This is a genomic window from Chitinophaga sp. Ak27 (genome assembly GCF_012726295.1).
Taxonomy (GTDB): Bacteria; Bacteroidota; Bacteroidia; order Chitinophagales; family Chitinophagaceae; genus Chitinophaga.
Genome location: NZ_JABAOB010000003.1, coordinates 19,693 through 38,955, shown reverse-complemented (window position 1 = coordinate 38,955; position 19,263 = coordinate 19,693). Strand labels below are relative to the sequence as shown.

General features: G+C 46.5%; 15 protein-coding genes. 6 read left to right on the top strand and 9 right to left on the bottom strand.

All coding sequences use genetic code 11. The features are described from left to right. Positions 1-54 precede the first annotated feature (54 nt). The 3 genes from HGH90_RS11625 to HGH90_RS11615 form a co-directional block, all read right to left on the bottom strand. Complete coding sequence (locus HGH90_RS11625) at positions 55-1,758, bottom strand: RagB/SusD family nutrient uptake outer membrane protein (protein ID WP_169191168.1); 1,704 nt, start codon at positions 1,756-1,758, stop codon at positions 55-57. A 21-nt stretch (positions 1,759-1,779) separates the two neighbouring features. Then, complete coding sequence (locus HGH90_RS11620) at positions 1,780-5,133, bottom strand: TonB-dependent receptor (RefSeq protein ID WP_169191167.1); 3,354 nt, start codon at positions 5,131-5,133, stop codon at positions 1,780-1,782. A 246-nt stretch (positions 5,134-5,379) separates the two neighbouring features. Beyond that, positions 5,380-6,408 (bottom strand): FecR family protein, encoded by a 1,029-nt coding sequence (locus HGH90_RS11615; protein ID WP_169191166.1) that lies wholly within the window; start codon positions 6,406-6,408, stop codon positions 5,380-5,382. 107 nt (positions 6,409-6,515) lie between these two features. Here HGH90_RS11615 and HGH90_RS11610 point away from each other — a divergent pair, with 107 nt between their 5' ends. Then, entirely contained in the window at positions 6,516-7,124 is a 609-nt protein-coding gene (locus HGH90_RS11610; RefSeq protein ID WP_168766764.1) for an RNA polymerase sigma-70 factor, read from the top strand. A 62-nt stretch (positions 7,125-7,186) separates the two neighbouring features. Here the strand turns inward: HGH90_RS11610 and HGH90_RS11605 are convergent, their stop codons facing one another. After that, positions 7,187-8,062, bottom strand: coding sequence for an alpha/beta fold hydrolase (locus HGH90_RS11605; RefSeq protein WP_169191165.1), 876 nt, complete (start codon positions 8,060-8,062; stop codon positions 7,187-7,189). A 227-nt stretch (positions 8,063-8,289) separates the two neighbouring features. Between HGH90_RS11605 and pbpC the strand changes: the two genes are divergently transcribed. Further along, the gene (gene pbpC / locus HGH90_RS11600) at positions 8,290-10,704 is read left to right on the top strand and encodes a penicillin-binding protein 1C (protein ID WP_248277000.1); all 2,415 of its coding nucleotides are present in this window, start codon (positions 8,290-8,292) and stop codon (positions 10,702-10,704) included. 112 nt (positions 10,705-10,816) lie between these two features. Here pbpC and HGH90_RS11595 read toward each other — a convergent pair whose 3' ends face one another. Genes HGH90_RS11595 through HGH90_RS11585 form a run of 3 tightly spaced genes read right to left on the bottom strand, consistent with a single transcriptional unit; the run spans position 10,817 to position 12,908 of the window. Then, on the bottom strand, positions 10,817-12,073 hold the full coding sequence (locus tag HGH90_RS11595) for a replication-associated recombination protein A (protein ID WP_168766762.1): 1,257 nt from the start codon (positions 12,071-12,073) through the stop codon (positions 10,817-10,819). Between the two features lie 14 nt (positions 12,074-12,087). After that, a complete protein-coding gene (locus tag HGH90_RS11590; RefSeq protein WP_211172624.1) occupies positions 12,088-12,525 on the bottom strand; it encodes a group III truncated hemoglobin in 438 nt (145 codons plus the stop codon). A gap of 11 nt (positions 12,526-12,536) precedes the next feature. Continuing rightward, the gene (locus tag HGH90_RS11585; RefSeq protein ID WP_168766761.1) at positions 12,537-12,908 is read right to left on the bottom strand and encodes a hypothetical protein; all 372 of its coding nucleotides are present in this window, start codon (positions 12,906-12,908) and stop codon (positions 12,537-12,539) included. Between the two features lie 287 nt (positions 12,909-13,195). Between HGH90_RS11585 and HGH90_RS11580 the strand changes: the two genes are divergently transcribed. Next, a complete protein-coding gene (locus HGH90_RS11580) occupies positions 13,196-15,262 on the top strand; it encodes a M13 family metallopeptidase (protein ID WP_169191164.1) in 2,067 nt (688 codons plus the stop codon). Between the two features lie 90 nt (positions 15,263-15,352). Continuing rightward, positions 15,353-15,646: a YHS domain-containing protein gene (locus HGH90_RS11575; protein ID WP_169191163.1), complete on the top strand. Its 294-nt coding sequence runs from the start codon at positions 15,353-15,355 to the stop codon at positions 15,644-15,646. A 240-nt stretch (positions 15,647-15,886) separates the two neighbouring features. Here HGH90_RS11575 and HGH90_RS11570 read toward each other — a convergent pair whose 3' ends face one another. Both HGH90_RS11570 and HGH90_RS11565 read right to left on the bottom strand, forming a co-directional pair. Beyond that, a complete protein-coding gene (locus HGH90_RS11570; protein ID WP_168766758.1) occupies positions 15,887-16,285 on the bottom strand; it encodes a hypothetical protein in 399 nt (132 codons plus the stop codon). A gap of 193 nt (positions 16,286-16,478) precedes the next feature. Further along, positions 16,479-17,309, bottom strand: a complete 831-nt coding sequence (locus HGH90_RS11565) for a UDP-2,3-diacylglucosamine diphosphatase (RefSeq protein ID WP_169191162.1) — start codon at positions 17,307-17,309, stop codon at positions 16,479-16,481. 182 nt (positions 17,310-17,491) lie between these two features. Between HGH90_RS11565 and HGH90_RS11560 the strand changes: the two genes are divergently transcribed. Together HGH90_RS11560 and HGH90_RS11555 are read left to right on the top strand one after the other, a co-directional pair. Then, the gene (locus tag HGH90_RS11560; protein ID WP_145663566.1) at positions 17,492-18,142 is read left to right on the top strand and encodes a DUF47 domain-containing protein; all 651 of its coding nucleotides are present in this window, start codon (positions 17,492-17,494) and stop codon (positions 18,140-18,142) included. 40 nt (positions 18,143-18,182) lie between these two features. Continuing rightward, positions 18,183-19,187: an inorganic phosphate transporter gene (locus tag HGH90_RS11555; RefSeq protein ID WP_168738764.1), complete on the top strand. Its 1,005-nt coding sequence runs from the start codon at positions 18,183-18,185 to the stop codon at positions 19,185-19,187. Positions 19,188-19,263: the final 76 nt, after the last annotated feature.

Genomic DNA, 19,263 nt, shown 5'->3' with positions numbered 1-19,263 from the left:
AAGCGATTAATAACAAAAAAAGGGGTGTTTCTGTACGAGAAACACCCCTTTTTTTTACCACCCGGCGTTTTGTACCAGGTTCACATTACGTAAAGTTTCATCCACCGGAAGAGGAATCACATACATCGGGTTGCGCCATAGGCGGTCTTCTACTTTGAAACGTTCGTAACGGAAGCCATCCGGTGCGGCGGCGTCTACAATCGCCTTCATACCATACACGGTTTTTTCCGTGTTCTCTGCAATTTTCCAGCGGCGTACATCCCAGAAACGATGGTTTTCAAATGCCAGCTCTATCCTTCTTTCATTACGGATACGCTGACGCATTTGTTGCTGGTTAAGCCCTGCCGGGATTACCGGCTGACCCGCCCGCTGCCGTATGAAGTTCACATAAGTCAGGATATCTGCATTGCCAGGATCGTATTCATTCAACGCCTCTGCATAACTCAGGTAAAATTCGGAAAGGCGAAAAATGATACCATGCACCAATCTTGTAGAGGATCCCTGGTTGGCGGTAATGCTTTCATCTACCAGCTTGCGGCAATAATAGCCTGTGCGGGTATGGTCTGTGGCTGTACTCTGTTCATCTTTACCACCGGTAAATGTTTCTATTTTACGATTTTTAAACGTTGCCCCATTGTAAGTAATATCTTTATAAAACCGTGGATCGCGGTTGATATAAGGCCTGGCAGCATCATAACCGGAAGCAGGGTCGGTGATGGGCAGACCGTTCTTCATTTCGTAGTCGTCTACAATGTTTTGCGTAGGTGCACAACCCGACCAGCCATTGCTGCCATAAGGAAACATGTATTTGTCGTAGTCCTGGTTGGTTTCACGCATACGTTCAAAGATCACTTCCCGGCTCTGTAGCGTAGTGCTGGTAAACATCTTCTGGCGGTCGGCCAAGGTAGGTTCCAACTGGTATACGATCGCATTATTGCCATCTTTCAGGTCTATCACTGCTTTGGCAGCGTCTGCTGCTTTACGCCATTTCTCCGGATCTGTAGCCGCCGCACCGCTGGTAATGTCTGCCTGGAAACCATTTTTTCCGGCAATAGCCCATAAGGGACTGGCTGAATACAATAACATGCGTGATTTCAGCGCCAGGCAGGCGCCTTTGGTTACACGTCCCACCTGGTTGGCAGGATAGGAGAACTGCACCCGCTTATAAGCTTCCTCACAATCGGACAAGATCTGTGCTACGCATTCATCGTATTTGTTTCTGGGTTTATTCAATGCTACTTTATCATCCTGGTCTATTATATCATTGACAATAATGGCGCCGCCAAACTGGCGAATCAATTCCGACAAGTACCAGGCCCGCAGAAAATACACTTCACCTACCCTGTTTTCAAGGAAACCTGGATTGTTGGCATCATCTGGCGTTTTATATTTCACGATATTGGTCAGGATAGTATTTGCCTGGCGGATAGCGACGTAGTTGTCGCGCCAGGTATTACCTATCGGGTTCAGGCTGCCGGACCAGGATCCGTTATTGAAGTTCTGGGAAGCCATCCAGCTGGAAGCATCCTTGGCTTCATCGGTAGCGGAAGACATAGCGTATCCGCCACAATATACATAGGCGCCCCGAATACGTGAATATAGATTATTCACTACCATATCGGTAGTTGCAAAATTGGTGAATATATCTGCATCCTGCTGCTGTGTGGTGGCGGCCCTGTCCAGGAAATTTTTCTTACAGGCGCCCAACGTGGTGAGGAGAAGTATAGAAAATATAATTGCGTTGAATGGTGATCTCATTTCTTAGGATTTATTTTTATATCAGAACCTTACATCTATGCCAAAATTCCAGATCTTCTGAATAGGATACATCGCGCCATTGCCATCGTTTACTTCCGGATCCAGTCCAAAATCTTTTAGCTTGTCCCACGTATAGAAGTTCATACCGTTAACGTATACACGGAAATAATTAAGCCCGGCACGTTTGATCCATTGCTTGGGAAGCTGGTAGCCTATCTCTGCATTCTTGATTCTTAGATAGTCGCCACTCCTGATCCAGAAGGAAGATGCACGGTGGTTGTTGCCGTTTGTGGTAGCATGCAAACGGGGATAGGTAGCCGCATCCGCTGTTTCCGGCGTCCAGCGGCCCAGGTGAATAGGCTTTACTTTACCTCCCTGAAAAAATTCATAGGCCGATTCATTGTTCAGCTGTACGGAAGAATGACCCGCTCCCTGTAATAATATAGAAAAGTCGAATCCCTTATAGCTCAGTCCCATAGAAGCGCCATACATAATTTCCGGCGTACGTGCGTAACCGATGGCCGTTTCATCAAAACTGGATTGTATATAATCGTATTCTTTGCCGGTGAGTTTTTTATACTTGATATCACCGGCGCCATAGGCAGAGAAGTTCTGGTACGGGTTATTCGCCACATCTGTAGCATCTTTGAAGAACCCTTCTGCAATCAATCCAAATTTGGTACCCACCGGATGACCGGTGCGCAGCATCCAGGGATAAGCACGGGCTACTTCATCCTGGTAAATAATTTTGTTGCGTGCATACGTGAAGTTGGGTTTTATACTATAGGAAACCTGTCCAATTTTATCCTGGAAAGATAATTCCACCTCAATGCCCTTGTTATTAACGATACCAATGTTCTGTGCTTTAATACCTTGTCCGAATACATCTGATAAGGTACTGCGTGGTATCAATATCTTGCTGCGTTCCTGTCTGAAATAATCGACCGTCATACTTAACCTGTCGCGGAAGAAACGTGCTTCCAGCCCTACATCCACCTGCCGGCCACGTTCCCAGGTAACATTGGGGTTCCCGATAGAGCCCTGGGCCCAGCCATTGGCCTGCTGTGCAGAGGTACCGAAATAATAAGGATCGGCGCCTGCCCAGGAAGTAAACCACAAAAAGCGGTTAGAAGCACTGGGAAAACGATCGTTGGTAGCCCGGTCGTTACCTACTTCTCCATAAGAGCTGCGTATCTTAAGGAAGCTGACTGCTTTGATATTATCCTTGAAGAAAGGCTCTTCAGATATTACCCATCCACCGGAAATGGAAGGGAAGAAGCCATAGCGGCTTTCCTTGGGAAAGTTTTCAGAACCTTGGTAAGAGGCGCTTACTTCCAGCAGGTATTTGAGCTTGTAATTGTACGTTCCTCTGAATAACAGGGATTGATAGGCATAGGGAATGGTAGAATTATATTCCTGTAAACGGCGGTTCCAAAGTAACATACCGGTTACCTCATGCGATTTAAACTGCCGGTTCCAGTTCATCACGGCCTCAAAGTAAGTATTCCGGACGGCATCGCCACCACCAAAAGTACCGTTTGGATCTATCTTGGTATCGGTACCGGACTGCTTATAGCCGGTAAGCTCCCCGTTGGCGTTATACAGGGGTTCAAACACCGCGTAGCTGCGGCTGTAAGTAGCGGAAGGAGAGTTGGTATTATCGTAAGAAAAAGATCCTTTAATGCTCAGGTTCTTGGTAATAAAATCCAGCTTACGGGTGAGTGCGAAGGTTCCCTGCATGGCGTTGTTATAATAACGTCTGTATCCTTTCTGGGAAATTTCTCCAAACATGTTAGCGGTATAGGTACCATTTCCCCACATAGAGCCATTCGGATTAAATATAGGGTTGGTAGGCGGGAGCCTGTTAGCCAGGTTAATAACGGTAGAGGCGGAGTTATTACCATCCGTCCGGTCGGTGAGTATGCCTGCCACATCCAGGCGGGCAGTGAGATTGGGAGAAATATCCACGTCTACGTTGGCCCGCAGGTTATAACGTTTCATGGCATTATTGCCATTGTAGCCATCTGCATTTTCCTTGGTATGACGGTAGTTGCCTTCTGCGAGGTTATAGCCTGCGGAAATAAAATACCGGGCTACATTCCCGCCGCCGCTCACATTCAGGTTACCCTGCGCCACCTTCGACGGTTTCATCAAAAATTTATAGTAGTCTGTATTAGGCAACGTGCCATTCTTAAATCCTTCCAACTGCTGATCGGTAAATGCCTTTTGAGCACCATCGTTGGTCAGCGCTTCATTCAGCAACCGGGCATAGTCGTATGAGCCGAGGTATTCCGGTATACGGGTAGGTTCCTGCGATCCCATAGAGGCGCGGAAACTTACCTGTGGCCCACCTGCCCTTCCCCGGCGGGTAGTAACCAGTACTGCCCCGTTGGCGCCCCGCATACCCAATACGGCGGTGGCGGCAGCGTCTTTCAGGATGGTTACACTTTCTACGTCATTAGGATCTACGTAATCCATCGGGCGCTCTACCCCATCTACCATTACAATAGGAGAGGCATTATTGAGCGTAGCTACCCCACGGATATAGAAGGTGCTGGCATCTACTCCAGGCTCGCCACTACGTTGCGTAGTGATCAGCCCTGGCAGCCGGCCTGCCAGGGCGTTGGTAAGATTAGACACAGGGCTCTGTGTCAGCTCTTTGGTGGTGATAGAAGCAACAGCTCCCGTTACCGTAGCCTTCTTCTGTTCACCATAAGCCACTACCACTACGTCTTTCAAACCAATGTTAGCAGGGCTTAGGGCTACGTTGACAGAGTTGGTCACGCCAATTTCCACCTCTTTGGTTTCGAAACCAACATAGGAAAACAACAATGCTTTCGCAGCTACCGGTACCTGGAGGCTAAAAGTACCATCCACCTGCGTTTGCGTGCCGCGGGTAGTACCCTTTATCTGCACAGATACGCCGGGCAGCGGGGTATTGGTTCTGTATTCAATAACAGAACCAATGATCGTGCGGACCTGCTGCTGCGGCGCCGTGGTGGGTAAAAGCAGACTACTGAGCGTGTCCTCTTCGAGGTTGCTTTTTCCGGATACAGATGGCTGAAAGATGATTACAATATCATCCTGTTGCTTAAAGCTCAGCCGCGTATCTGCCAGTAGCAACTCCAACGTTTCCTGTACAGTGCGGGTGCCTCTCGCCAGGCTGACGTTCCTGAACCGGCGCACTTGCTCAGGTGGAAAGGCAATACGGAAGCCGGAAAGGCTTTCCACCTTTACCAGGGCATTACGCAATGATTCATTGCTGAGCGCCAATGTGATCTTCTTCGTGGAAATATTCTGCGCGCTGCCGCTTGCCGCCATCAGCATCTGCGACAGGAACAGGATACTTACCACTACCATAGTACTGATCTTCATAACTTGTCGGGCATTACGGTTTAAATATGACAAAAAAATACCTGCAAGCTGTGTTACCACAGCCATGGATGTACGCATAACGTGAGTTGGTTTTATATGTTAGGAATAAATGAGACGTTGGTGCTGATCATACCCATAGCATGTCCCTATCCCTCTCGAGGAGCGACGCTATCCACAATAACCACAATGTAAATGGGTGATTTTACAAGTCAGATATTAATACAGCATAGGCAAACAATTTAGTTTTTATTCTGCTACACAAGCTTTTCCATCTATTGTTATATCATGGCCGTTTTCGATAGTATAAGATGCATTCCGTACCAGGCAAATTACATCCAGCACTTCCTCCAGCGACTCTGTGCCGGTAAACGAAGCCCTGACCAGGCAATGCTTCAACGCTTCATTTCTGAACCGGATATTTACCTGGTAACGTTTGCTAAGTGCAGCGGCTATCATATCAAAAGAGGTCGACTCAAATACCATGTCTTCCCGCACCCAGCTTATCTTTGCGGCCGCATTGACCGATTGTTGCTCGGCGGTGGCCGCCAAGGTATTATATACAATCTGCTGATCAGGCGTCAATACTCCTAAAACCTTATGCTCATCTTCTACTCTTACTTTCCCTCTTGTCACCGACACCGTAATTTCACGCGCCTCAGGGTAGGCTTTTATGTTAAATGCCGTTCCGAGTACGGTGGTGCGCAGTTTACCGGTATTAATCACAAAAGTTTTGGTACTATCATGCCGTATGTCGAAATAGGCTTCTCCTGAAAGACTTACTTCCCTGTTGCTGCCATTAAATGATGCAGGGTATTCCAGGCGGCTACCTGCGTGTAATAATACGGTGCTGCTATCGGGTAAAATAATATAACGGTTGTAATCCGATCCAGCTACCTGTTGCAGGCCATTATCAGCCACCACCACCGATGACTGCTTTTGTTGCAACAGCCATACTGTACCGGCCAGCATCAGCATACCCAGGAAAACAGCCGCCCAGCTACCGGCCCTCCGCCAGAATGGCTTTATAATCGTTGCCGTACGCGGAGCATCTGCAATCGACAGCCCTTCCTTCAGGGAAGCCAATCCCTGTTGGGTCAACTGCCGGGCTGTTTCACTGCCGGCATCCAGCAACTGATCCGGTAAATGCGCACCCAGGGCGTTATACCAGTCATTCAATTGCTGCAGCTCCTCTTCCGTACAGGTACCATCCTTGTATTTCTCCAGGAGCGTTAATAAATATTGAGGGCTCATCATATAAAAAATGGACGTCTGCATATAAAAACACCATTTTAACCGGCTACCGTTATGCCGGTTAAAATTTTATTTTAAATAAATTATTAAGGAATAATAGCGCTTAGATAAAAAACGATTTATTATTAAATTTGAGATCAAACTATTCCGCTATCAAACCGAAATCTTATCATACCGACCTTGAGTTAATTGCATTATTCAAACAGGGCGAATCCCAGGCGTTTGATAGGCTTTATGAACGGCACTTTATCCGGCTTGTCAATATCGCCTATAAAAAGACCGGTCACCTCGAAGCTTCGCAGGAATTGGCGCAGGATGTATTTATATCCCTTTACAAGCAGCTCCCCGCGCTGCAACCCGCTACAGTACTGGAAAATTATTTGTTCGTGGCGTTGAAGAACAGGATACTCAATTATCATCGCCAGCAGTTAGCCAAGTTAAAGAAAGAAAAAGCCTTCATAGATGATATGCCGGTGACGGCCAGGGAAAACAACAGCCAGTTGGAGCTAAAAGAGCTTGAGGCTCGTCTCCAGGCCAGGATACAACAACTGCCTACGCAATGCAGGGCTGTGTTCCTGCTGAGCCGGGAAAACCAGTTGTCCAATAAAGAGGTGGCGGAGCGGCTCAATATCTCTGTAAATACCGTAGAACAACATATGCGAAAAGCCTTGCGCCTGCTGAGAGCTTCATTGGGCAATGACCTGGCTGTACTGCTGCTGTGGATGATGATGAAAAAGTAAAAGGATACCCCCTTATTTCAGAGATACCCTTCACGCGAACTTACAATAAGGATTCCTATCTTTTATATTTTCTCCATAAAATGGGTGATCAGTGAAGCCACTTGCTCATGGTATTCTTCCAGCATAAAATGGCTACCATTCAGGAGATGTATCTCCGCAGCCGGCACATCTCGCTGGTACGCAATCGCGCCGGGCCAGGTAAAGATCTGGTCGTTCTTACCCCATACCACCAGCAATGGTGGCTGATAGGTACGCAGGTATTGTTGCCATGCCGGATACAATGGAAAATTGGTGCCATAGTTATGGAATAACGTTACCTGGATATCTTCCATACCCGGCCTGTTCATATAAAAAGCCGCCAGTTCATAACTATCGGGACTCACCGTTTCCGGGTTGGCAGCACCGAAAAGATGTTCATTCCTGATATATTCCAGGGATAATTTATTAACGATGGTGGTATGTAATGCCTGCTCATCGCCCGCCTGTTTCAACGCTGCAATTTCCTGTACACCAGGCCCCAGGCCATCTTCATATACATTAGCGTTTTGGATCACCAGCGCTTTTACCAGCTCAGGGCGCCGGCTGATAATACGAAATCCTATCGGTCCGCCGTAGTCCTGCATATACCAGGCGAAGTGCGTTAGCCCCAGGGTATCAATAAATGCTTCCATCATGTCGGCCAGGTGATCAAATGTATATGCAAACGCACTCACCGGCGGCCGGCTGCTGAGCCCAAATCCAGGGTAATCCGGCGCGATCACACGATAGTTTCCCGCCAGGTCGCGAATCAGGTCCCGGTACATATGAGAGGTATTAGGGAAACCATGCAACAATAAAACTACCGGCGCTTGTGCAGGTCCCGCTTCGCGGTAAAATATATCCAGTTCGCGAACACGCACTTTCTTGTGCAAAATGGAAGAAGAAATAGCTGCTTTCATATCTTTTTTATTTTGTACTATTTAGTACAATAATGATTTTAAAAAAAGGGCAGATAGCACTTGCCCGGTAACACTTTCACATCATCATTTCACGCTTTACTATTGTGAAGGTATATATTTTACCAATTAGTACAAAATATATTTTTTTAAGGAGAAGCATTCATGAGTAGTCATATCGCCGTCACGGTAACTGCCCAAAACATTATCTTTGGGCGCATAATACTTATTTGACCCAGAACACCCTGATGAAGCTACATACACTCCGGCAATGGTGCATAAAAAAGAAATGGTGGCTCAGCGCAGCCGCTGTACTGCTTATTGCCTATTATTGCTGTTTACCCCGGCAGCTTTTTACCACTGCCACCTCTTATGTACTGGAAGATAGCAACGGCGATCTGCTGAACGCCAGTATTGCACCAGATGGACAATGGCGGTTTCCCTATAATCCACATGTGCCGGAAAAGTTCAAAAAGTGTATTGTGGCCTATGAAGACAAACGCTTCTATTATCACTGGGGAGTAGATCCTCTTGCCATTAGCCGCGCTATCAGCCAGAATATCCGTGGCAAAAAAGTAGTGAGCGGCGGAAGTACCCTCACCATGCAGGTAATTCGTCTCTCGCGTAATCAGCCCCGTAATATCTGGCAAAAAATGGTGGAAGCTGTACTGGCTACCCGACTGGAATTTGCTGCTTCTAAAAATAAAATTATCGCGTTATACGCAGCCAATGCACCTTTCGGCGGAAATGTAGTGGGCCTGGAGGCCGCTGCCTGGCGTTATTATGGGCGTAAAGCAGATTTACTATCCTGGGGAGAAATGGCTGCCCTGGCTGTTTTGCCCAACAGTCCCGCACTCGTACACCCCGGCCGCAACAGGGCCACCCTGCTCAGCAAACGTAACCAGCTGCTCGACAAGCTCCATCGACAGCACAGCATCGACAGCATTACCTGCCAGCTGGCCAAACTGGAACCCTTGCCCGATCAGCCTTTACCACTTCCACAAGATGCTCCTCATCTCCTGGACCTTTTCCGGCGCGACTACCAGCAGCAAAAATCAGATGCGCCCACTCGCATTAAAACCACTGTACTAGCGGATCTGCAACGAAATACCACCGCCATCGCCGAACGATACCATAACGCTTATAAAGCCAATGGCATCAACAATGCCGCCGTACTGGTACTCGATGTAGAAACAGGAAATACCCTCGCTTATGTTGGAAACATTTATCAGCCTTCCAATGCTGAGCTGGAGAGCCATGTAGATATTATCCAGGCAAGGAGGAGCCCTGGCAGCACCCTGAAACCCGTACTATACGCCGCCATGCTCAATGACGGACTGATACTGCCGCATACCCTGATCCCGGATATTCCTACACAGATTGCCGGCTACTCCCCCCAGAACTTCGACCTGGGCTACGATGGCGCCGTTCCCGCTTCCCGTGCACTGGCACGGTCGCTCAACATTCCGGCTGTGCGTATGCTGCAACAATACCGGTACGAAAGATTTCATGCCCTGCTGCAAAAAATAGGTATTACCACACTCAATAAACCGGCCGACCACTACGGCTTATCCCTGATCCTCGGAGGTGGCGAAACCACCCTCTGGGAAATGTGCGGCATGTATGCCAGCATGGCTCGCACACTTCTCCATATGGAGCAATACAAAGGGAAATATGATATGGATGATATACATCCACCTAACTATCAACTCAATATTCAGCGCCCATCGCATTATGGCCTCAGCAAAAACGGGCTGCTCGACGCCGGCGCTATCTGGTACGCCTTCCAGGCAATGACAGAAGTGATGCGCCCCGGGGAAGAACTGCTATGGCAACAATTTTCCTCCTCCCAGCGTATTGCCTGGAAAACAGGCACCAGCTTCGGCTTCAGAGACGGATGGGCCATTGGCGTAACCCCGCAATATATAGTAGGTGTGTGGGTGGGCAATGCCGACGGCGAAGGACGCCCCGGACTCATTGGCGTAGCTACAGCCGCGCCCATCCTGTTTGATGTATTTCGCCTCCTGCACACCAGCGGCTGGTTTAATACACCCTACGCCCAATTAATAAAAGTAGAAGTTTGCCGCAAAAGCGGCTATCGCGCCAGCGAACTATGCGACGAAAAAGATACAATCTATGTGCCCGTTGCAGGCATACGGTCGGGAGTATGTCCGTATCACCAGTTAATTCACCTCGACAGAACCGGCCAATGGCGCGTCACGGAAGCCTGCGAGTCGCCACAGTTAATGCAGCATAAGTCGTGGTTTGTATTACCTCCGTCACAGGAATATTACTATCGCAGCAAAAATTATTACCAGCCGCTGCCCCCTTATAAACCTGATTGCCTGGCTTCGTTAGGGCAGGATAAAGCACCCATGGAACTGATTTATCCCAAGCCCGGCGCTCGTATATTCGTGCCCGTAGAAATTGATGGCAAACCGGGTCAAACTATTTTCACTGCCACCCACCGGAATACCGCCGTTAAAATATTCTGGCACCTCGACGATCATTTTATCGGTACCACCACAGAGTTTCACCAAATGGCACTGCATCCGGCCGCAGGCAAGCATACCATTACACTGGTAGACGAAAATGGAGAAAGGATTGAGCAAGTATTTGAAATACTGGCTAAGGAAAGGGAATGAGCAGAAAGCGTAAAGTAAAAAGCTATTATGGAGAATGATTAATGCGAATTTTTAAATACTCGCTAAGTTCTTCTTCATAATAGCTTTTTGCTTTACGCTTTCTGCTCTCTGCTTAATAATTATATTTTTCTTTCCACAACGCCTTCAGGTAGCGGCGCAGCTCATCTTCCCGCGGGTTGTTTCCCGGGTCGTAGAACTTTGTGCCCTTTAATGCATCCGGCAGGAATTCCTGCTCCACGAAATTTTTCTCAAAATCGTGGGCATATGCGTATCCCTGGCTATAGCCCATATCCTTCATCAATTTCGTAGGGGCATTCCTGATATGCATGGGCACCGGCAGATCACCGGTATTGGATACCGCCGACTGGGCTTTATTGATAGCCATATAAGACGCATTACTTTTGGCAGATGCTGCCAGGTATGTAACACATTGTGATAAAATAATACGGGACTCGGGGTAACCGATCATATTCACAGCCTGGAAGCAATTAGTAGCCAGCAGCAAGGCATTTGGATTGGCATTGCCAATATCTTCCGATGCCAGTATCACCAGCCTGCGCGCAATAAATTTCACATCTTCTCCTCCCTCAATCATCCTGGCCAGCCAATACACTGCTGCATTGGGATCGCTGCCGCGGATCGATTTAATAAAGGCAGAAATAATGTCGTAGTGCTGTTCGCCGCTCTTATCATAAATGGCCACCCGTTGCTGGGCAATATCCATTACTTTCTGATCGGTGATCACGATGGGATCTTCCTGTAAAGTGGTTACCACCAGCTCAAAGAGATTGAGCAATTTCCGGGCATCTCCACCGGAAATATTAAACAGCGCACTGGTTTCTTTTAATTCAATTCTTTTGCTCCGCAGCCACTCGTCTTTTTCCATGGCCTGTTGCAGCAGTTGCATGAGCTGTTCCTTGCCCAGCGGCTTTAACACATATACCTGGCTACGCGACAATACCGCTGCATTTACTTCAAAGGAAGGGTTCTCCGTAGTAGCGCCAATCAGGGTGATAATACCCTTTTCGACGGCTCCCAGCAACGCGTCCTGCTGCGATTTATTGAAGCGGTGAATTTCATCGATGAATAATACGGCATGCCGCTGCCTTCTCGCCATTTCTATTATCTCCCGTACTTCCTTTACACCAGCCGAAATAGCACTCAATGTATAAAACGGCACCTGCAACGTATGCGCAATAATATTGGCAATGGTAGTTTTACCAACACCGGGAGGTCCCCACAAAATCATGGAAGGAATCATTCCCTTTTCTATGGCTTTTCTTAAAATACTATCCTTGCCGGTAAGATGCTCCTGCCCAACCAGTTCATCCAATGTTACCGGCCTTAAACGCTCCGCTAATGGTTGCATACAAATGGATTATATTATTGTTGATGGCCCGGGTTAACCAATGGGATATTTTTATCGGTCCCCTTATCCGGGTGATTGATCTGGTCCATTTTAAACGACATGATGCCTTTAATGGACCTCGCACGGGAAATAGCCTGGGTGGCCTTTTCTCCCGTAAAACGTTCGTTAACGGTAGATTCAAACAGTTGCAGCCAACGCTCAAAGAATGCAGGTTCCAAGGGGATCAGCTTATTCAGTTTAAAATGCGGATCCATTACATTGCGGCCATAGCTGCCACTTCCCAGTAACAGGCTTCCCCAGAAATCGTACATAACCGGCAAATGGCGCGACCAGTCTACTTTTGCTACATCATTAAAAATAAAACCGATCACGTTATCTGCCTTCACTTTATCATAGAAACTATTTACCAGTTCCATAATATCTTCGGTGTTGGCAATTTCCCGCTTTTCCATAACCCCGTATTTTATTCCCTATCTTCCCCTTTTCCCTCTTGCAGTTCCTGCCACTGACGAAGGAACCTGAAAGACAGGTTAATGTTCACAATAAATACTACGCCGGCAAATAAACAGATCTTCCCTAACAGTTTAAACATACCCGATTGAATACTGGCCTGTTGCTCCGGTGGCAATTGCTTCAACAGGTCTTTCATTTGTTCTGCTGGTACTGTCATCGCCCAAAAGCCCGACATCAGTAACATAAAAGCAAATATCAGCCCCAATATGCCCATAATACGGATACCACTGGGGGTATTTTCTTTCAGTGGAAGGCCGGGCGTTGACAGGCTCCGTTGCAGATATATAGATAAAATACTATGAATAAAGCAAGCCACTACCATAATAAAAGGTAATAGGATACTTATATTCGGTCCCGCGATAGCAAGGCTCAATACAGCCGAGAGCACGAAAAAAGCGGAGATTAATAGTGCGAGTACAGTCGTTATTCTATACAATTTAAACCTGAAAGTCATCAATTTCTCAATTTTCTAACACAAACCTACCTAATTATTTAGAGAATATCTGATTTGATCCATAACCCGCTACCGTAGTGATTGCCGCTCATAAAAAACCCTGGAGGCTACTTGACCCGTTTTCCATAACTTTAAATACTAAACCTGTTTAATATATGAAGAAAAGCAATGCGGTAAAACTACCGTTGTTGGCTGCCATGGTTACGTTTGCAGCCTGCAATTCCAACAGTTCCTCGCACCAGGGTGAAACAGCCCAGGCTGATACCACCAAAGTCCCCGCCTTTAACCTGGCAGACATTGATACCTCCTACAAATCCTGTGATGATTTCGACAATTATGTGAATGGAAACTGGAAGAAAAACAATCCCATTCCATCCACTGAAAGCCGCTGGGGTGCATTCAACATCCTTGATAAAGAAAATAAAGAAGTTCGCTTGAAAGGAATTATTGGAGACATTACCAGCAAAACTGATCTGAAAAAAGGCAGCGAAGAACAGCAAATCGGAGATTTCTACACCTCTTTCCTCGACACCACTACCGTGGAAAAACGCGGTATCACACCATTACAACCTTATCTCGATAAAATTAATGGTATCAAGTCCCTCGCCGATTGGGCCGCTGTTACCGGTGAGTTACAAAAAATCGGCGTATCCTCCTTCGTAGGACTGGGTGCGGATGCAGATGCCAAAGACAGTAAAATGAACGTGCTGTACCAGGGTCAGGGCGGCCTGAGCCTGGGCGAAAAAAGCTACTACGAAAGACAAGACTCCGCTACCAAAAATGTACGGAGCGAATTCGTTAGCCACATAGATAAAATGTTTAAACTGGCCGGCTTCACGGAAGCCAACGCCGGTAAAACCGTCCTCGACTTCGAAACCAAACTGGCCAATATCCAACTCTCTAATGTAGAACTCCGCGATCCGGTGAAAACCTACAACAGAGCCGCTTTTGCAGAACTGAAAACATTAGCCCCGGAATTTGACTGGGATAACTTCGCCGGCAAACAGGATATTAAAGCCGATACCATCATTATCCAAAACAAGGCATACCTCACCAAAGCCGGCAGCCTGCTGAAAGCAACCCCGTTGGAAACCCTGAAAACATACAGCAAATGGCAATTGCTCACACAATTTGCAGCCTACCTGCCTGCCGCTTTCGATAACGAAAACTTTCACTTCTTCGGTACCGTGATGACAGGTAAAAAAGCACAAAAAACACGCCCCGAACGCGCTATCCGTATCACCGATGCCAAACTGGGCATGCCGCTCGGTAAACTGTTTGCTAAAAAATTCTTCCCGGAAAGCAGCAAACAGAAAGTATCTGAGATGATCGAAAACGTACGTAAAGTATATGGCGAAAGAATCGATAAACTCACCTGGATGGGCGATTCTACCAAAATCATGGCACATAAAAAACTGGCTTCCTTTACCTATAAAATCGGGTATCCTGATAAATGGAAAGACTACTCTTCTATTGACATCGATAAAGGTAAATTGCTGGAAAACGTAGTATCAGCCGCCCTCTTTGAGCATAATGATAATATTAAAAAGATCGGCAAACCGGTTGATAAGAAAGAATGGGGCATGACGCCACAAACGGTGAACGCTTACTATAATCCATTAAACAATGAAGTAGTATTCCCCGCCGGTATCCTCCAGCCTCCTTTCTACAATCCAAACGCCGATGACGCTATCAACTACGGTGGTATCATCGCGGTAATCGGCCACGAATTCACCCATGGCTTCGACGACCAGGGTTCTCAATTCGATGCCGATGGTAACCTGAAAAACTGGTGGACCGCCGCTGATCGTAAGAACTTCGATGCGCTGACCAAACGTTATATCAACTATTTCAGCGGCCTGGAAGCTCTACCCGGATTCAAAGTAAACGGCGCCTTAACCATTGGTGAAAACGTAGCCGACCTGGGGGGCTTAACCCTCGCTTATCACGCGTTGGCTAAATCCCTGGAAGGTAAGGCAGAACCCAAGCCAATTGATGGCTTTACCTGGAAACAACGCTTCTTCCTGGGATGGGCACAGGTATGGCATGGTAATATTACCGATGCTGCCCTCCGCAACCAGATCCAGACAGATCCGCACTCTCCGGCAAGATTCCGCATCAACGGACCATTACCTCACCTGGCTGAATTCCAGGAAGCCTGGGGTTGCGCTCCCGGCAATAAAATGGTATTACCGGAGGCACAACGCGTAGTCATCTGGTAATCAGTTTTCTCATCCTCCTCATAGCGGGTTTGCAGTCAACACTGCAAACCCGTAATTTTTTATCTATAACTTTGCAAAAAAATAATCGTCATGAAATATATATTCATTGCCTGTAGCGCCTTATTCCTGTTTGCCTGTGCCCAGCAAAGTAAGCCCGCAGAAAGCAACACCACTATGCCTGCCGGACCTGCTACTGCTAAGGAGGAAAAATTAACTGTAGACGCTAACGGTAAACTACCGGATCCGGTATGCGAAATGCCTTATGATACTGCCTATAAAGAATTTGCAGTATATAAAGGAGATACCGTACACTTCTGCTCCACTACCTGTAAAGGTGTATTTGAAAAAGCGCCTGAAAAATACATGGCCAAACTGGGCAAATAATAATAAAGCCGCCGGGGTAAATATCCCGGCGGTATTCGGCTTCAGTTTATGAAATCTATTTTAATTAAGTACTACGTTATTCCGGTCAGGGCTGCCTCCCCAAACGCCTTTCAGCCAACGCCATAGCGAGCATAGCCGAATAGTTTCAGGGAATCATTGTCCGTTATCAGTATTTCAGCAAAGGGATATAAATAAAGTGGGGCCAACAGGAATATCCTCGGGTCAACAACCCCAAACAGATTACCACATGTTTTGCTGTGGCGACTGGCGATTGTTATTCATCAGCATGTCGAGGGAAATATCCAGTTGATAGTTACGTTCTTCCTTTTTTTCCGTATTGCAGGCCAGCTGAAAAAGGTGCTGGCTTTTATTCATAAAAGGTTTATTGTCTTTGTTGCACAGCTCCAGTGAAAAATTGAACCGCTCTTCCACCTCTTCCTCAAACTCACGCAAACTCAGCGTTTCGTCGATCGGAAACTCCACCAGTATCTCCTCTTCAAAACCTGCTTCTTTTAATGTATCAAAAGTGTTTGCCAGCGAATTACGCACATATACCGCTACATTACAAAAGAGCAAACGCTGGATTTGCATTTGCAATAGGGAGATAGTCATTAAAGGATGCAACTTCAATACTTTCATCTAGCTGTTTTTCTGCTTTTTTAAATGCCCACTATCGTTACACTTAATTATTTCTCTGGCAAACTTAGGAGTCTACCTTTAATTTAATATTAAGCGGTTGTTATGATTTTGTGAAAATAATATTTAATTATAAATATATACTAAATATAATAAATATGAATAAATTCAAAGAGAAACTCAGCAAAACATTTTTTTAAGCGCCGGGGAAAGTAATGATACGCTGAATATCCCAGTCGGGATTGGCGTCGTCTTCATCTTCTGCCAATACAATACGGGTTTTGGTAATAGGATGTTGGTACAGGGTCCATTGCTGGTTAATATACTCAAGTGAGGTAAGACTTTCTACCCAGTCGCCCGAATTCAGGTAAGTGACCGTTCTTTCGCCCACCTGCATTTCCTTGATCAGGGGCTGGTGAATATGCCCGCAACATACTACATCAAACTCTTTATCCACCGCTATTTCGGCCACTGTTTGCTCAAAATCGGAGATAAACTTCACGGCTGACTTTACCCCTTGTTTTACTTTCTTGGAGAAAGACATCTTTTCTCTCCCGAGGCTTTCCAGCACGTGATTGACCAGGCGATTCAGGATAATGAGCAGGTCATATCCTTTTCCGCCCAGTTTAGCCAGCCATTTGGAATTTTTCATGGTCACGTCGTATACGTCGCCATGAAAAAACCAATGTCGCTTACCATCTACTTCCAGCACCAATTTATTATCGATGGTGAAATTGCCCAGTTCGAAACCTGCGTACTTGCGCAATGCTTCATCGTGGTTACCGGTCAGATAGTATACATCTGTACCTTTGCCGATCATTTTGAGGATCTTGCGGATTACCTTGGTATGGGCTTTGGGAAAATAGCGCTTGCTAAACTGCCAGATATCAATAATATCCCCATTCAGTATCAGAATTTTTGGCGCTATGCTATCCAGGTATTGGATCAATTCCTTTGCGTGACACCCGTAAATTCCCAGATGCACATCGGAAATAACGGCTATATCTAATGGACGTTTGTCTGACATTTAATAGGTCGTATGTACAGGTTGTAGGCAGCCTGATTATGAGTATAATTTTCAATACAAAGGAAAAATCGCTATATTACTTTTATATTAATCCAGTGTTAAGGAATTATTAATTCGCGTTTTTTACTGGCTGGGATAGATTCTGAAAGCTATTTTTGCGGCAAATTTTTAAACTCAAACGTATGGGAGGCTTCAATTCTTTTGTTAAACTATTCATGCCGAAAGACCGGGTATTTTATTCGCTGTTTGAAGATGTAGCTTCCAATCTGGTAGAAATGGCAACTGTGCTCAACGAGCTGGTAGCTACTACGGATCTGGCCGTGAGAAAAGATAAAGTACATCTGATCGAGCGCCTGGAACATAAAAACGATGACTATACGCACCGGATATTTGTAGAACTGGGCCAAAACTTTATTACTCCCTTCGACCGGGAAGATATCCACTACCTGGCTGCCACTATGGATGACGTGGCAGACTATATCCACGGTTCCGCCAAAAGAATGGACCTCTATAAGGTACACTATATCAACGATAGCATCCGCAAACTCGCTGAATTAATCCACCTGGGTGTACTGGAACTCGCCAAAGCAATACCTGAATTACGTAATATGCAGAACATGCGTATCATTACGGATGCCTGTGTAAAAATCAACAGCCTGGAAAACCATGCCGACGATATTTACGATATGGCCATCGCCGATCTGTTCGATACAGAGCAAAATGCGGCAGAACTGATTAAAATGCGTGAAATCTATCAGGCGCTGGAAATCGCTACCGACAAATGCGAAGACTGCGCCAATGTTATAGAAACCATTATTATCAAGTACTCCTGATTCGGGGAATACTGTTCTGAACGCATAATGCACCCTTGTCATGACTTTATTAGTAATTATCATCATATTGGCCTTCATCTTTGACTATATCAATGGTTTTCATGATGCCGCCAACTCTATAGCCACTATTGTGTCGACCAAAGTACTGACGCCTTTTCAGGCAGTGCTCTGGGCCGCAGTTTTCAACTTTGCGGCTTTTTTTATTGCCAAATATGTAATCGGAGAATTTAAAGTGGCCAATTCTGTGGCCAGTTCTGTATTTGAGCAGTTTATTACACTGAAAGTAATCCTTTGCGGACTCGTAGCAGCCATTACCTGGAACCTGTTTACCTGGTGGTTGGGTATTCCATCCAGTTCTTCCCATACCCTGATCGGGGGATTTATTGGAGCAGCGCTAACCGCCTCAGGTGGCAACTTTGCGGTAATCAACTACCATAAAGTGCTTCCTACCGTGTATTTTATCGTATTGGCTCCCCTCATTGGTATGATCGTAGCCTTTGTGATTACGCTCATTATCGTGAATGTATGCCGGAAAGCGAATCCATACCGGGCAGAAAGCTGGTTCAAACGCCTGCAGCTGGCATCTTCCGCTGCACTGAGCCTTGGCCACGGTAGTAACGATGCCCAGAAAGTAATGGGTATCATTGCAGCCGCTATGGTTTCTGCCGGTTATATCGACAATATCAAATCAATGCCCGATTGGATACCCTTATCCTGCTTTACCTGTATCGCCCTCGGTACCATGAGCGGTGGCTGGAAAATTGTAAAAACAATGGGGACCCGTATTACCAAAGTAACTCCACTGGAAGGTGTGGCTGCTGAAACTTCCGGCGCCATTACCCTCTTCCTCACCGAACACCTGGGTATCCCGGCCAGTACCACCCACGTTATTACGGGTGCTATTATGGGAGTAGGCGCTACCAAAAGATTATCGGCCGTTCGTTGGGGGGTAACCGTATCCCTGCTCTGGGCCTGGGTACTAACAATCCCCATCAGTGGACTCCTTGCCGCAGTGACATACTTTATTGTAAACTTGTTTATTTAGCATAAGGCAAAGAGCGTAAAGCAAAAAGCTATTGAGGCGAATGATCAGCGCAGGTATTATACCAATTTCCGCTTAT

Coding starts and splice junctions, on each gene's coding strand:
- HGH90_RS11625 (WP_169191168.1), bottom strand. CDS start 1,758: ATGAGATCACCATTCAACGCAATTATATTTTCTATACTTCTCCTCACC.
- HGH90_RS11620 (WP_169191167.1), bottom strand. CDS start 5,133: ATGAAGATCAGTACTATGGTAGTGGTAAGTATCCTGTTCCTGTCGCAG.
- HGH90_RS11615 (WP_169191166.1), bottom strand. CDS start 6,408: ATGCAGACGTCCATTTTTTATATGATGAGCCCTCAATATTTATTAACG.
- HGH90_RS11605 (WP_169191165.1), bottom strand. CDS start 8,062: ATGAAAGCAGCTATTTCTTCTTCCATTTTGCACAAGAAAGTGCGTGTT.
- HGH90_RS11595 (WP_168766762.1), bottom strand. CDS start 12,073: ATGCAACCATTAGCGGAGCGTTTAAGGCCGGTAACATTGGATGAACTG.
- HGH90_RS11590 (WP_211172624.1), bottom strand. CDS start 12,525: ATGGAAAAGCGGGAAATTGCCAACACCGAAGATATTATGGAACTGGTA.
- HGH90_RS11585 (WP_168766761.1), bottom strand. CDS start 12,908: ATGGTAGTGGCTTGCTTTATTCATAGTATTTTATCTATATATCTGCAA.
- HGH90_RS11580 (WP_169191164.1), top strand. CDS start 13,196: ATGAAGAAAAGCAATGCGGTAAAACTACCGTTGTTGGCTGCCATGGTT.
- HGH90_RS11575 (WP_169191163.1), top strand. CDS start 15,353: ATGAAATATATATTCATTGCCTGTAGCGCCTTATTCCTGTTTGCCTGT.
- HGH90_RS11570 (WP_168766758.1), bottom strand. CDS start 16,285: ATGAAAGTATTGAAGTTGCATCCTTTAATGACTATCTCCCTATTGCAA.
- HGH90_RS11565 (WP_169191162.1), bottom strand. CDS start 17,309: ATGTCAGACAAACGTCCATTAGATATAGCCGTTATTTCCGATGTGCAT.
- HGH90_RS11560 (WP_145663566.1), top strand. CDS start 17,492: ATGGGAGGCTTCAATTCTTTTGTTAAACTATTCATGCCGAAAGACCGG.
- HGH90_RS11555 (WP_168738764.1), top strand. CDS start 18,183: ATGACTTTATTAGTAATTATCATCATATTGGCCTTCATCTTTGACTAT.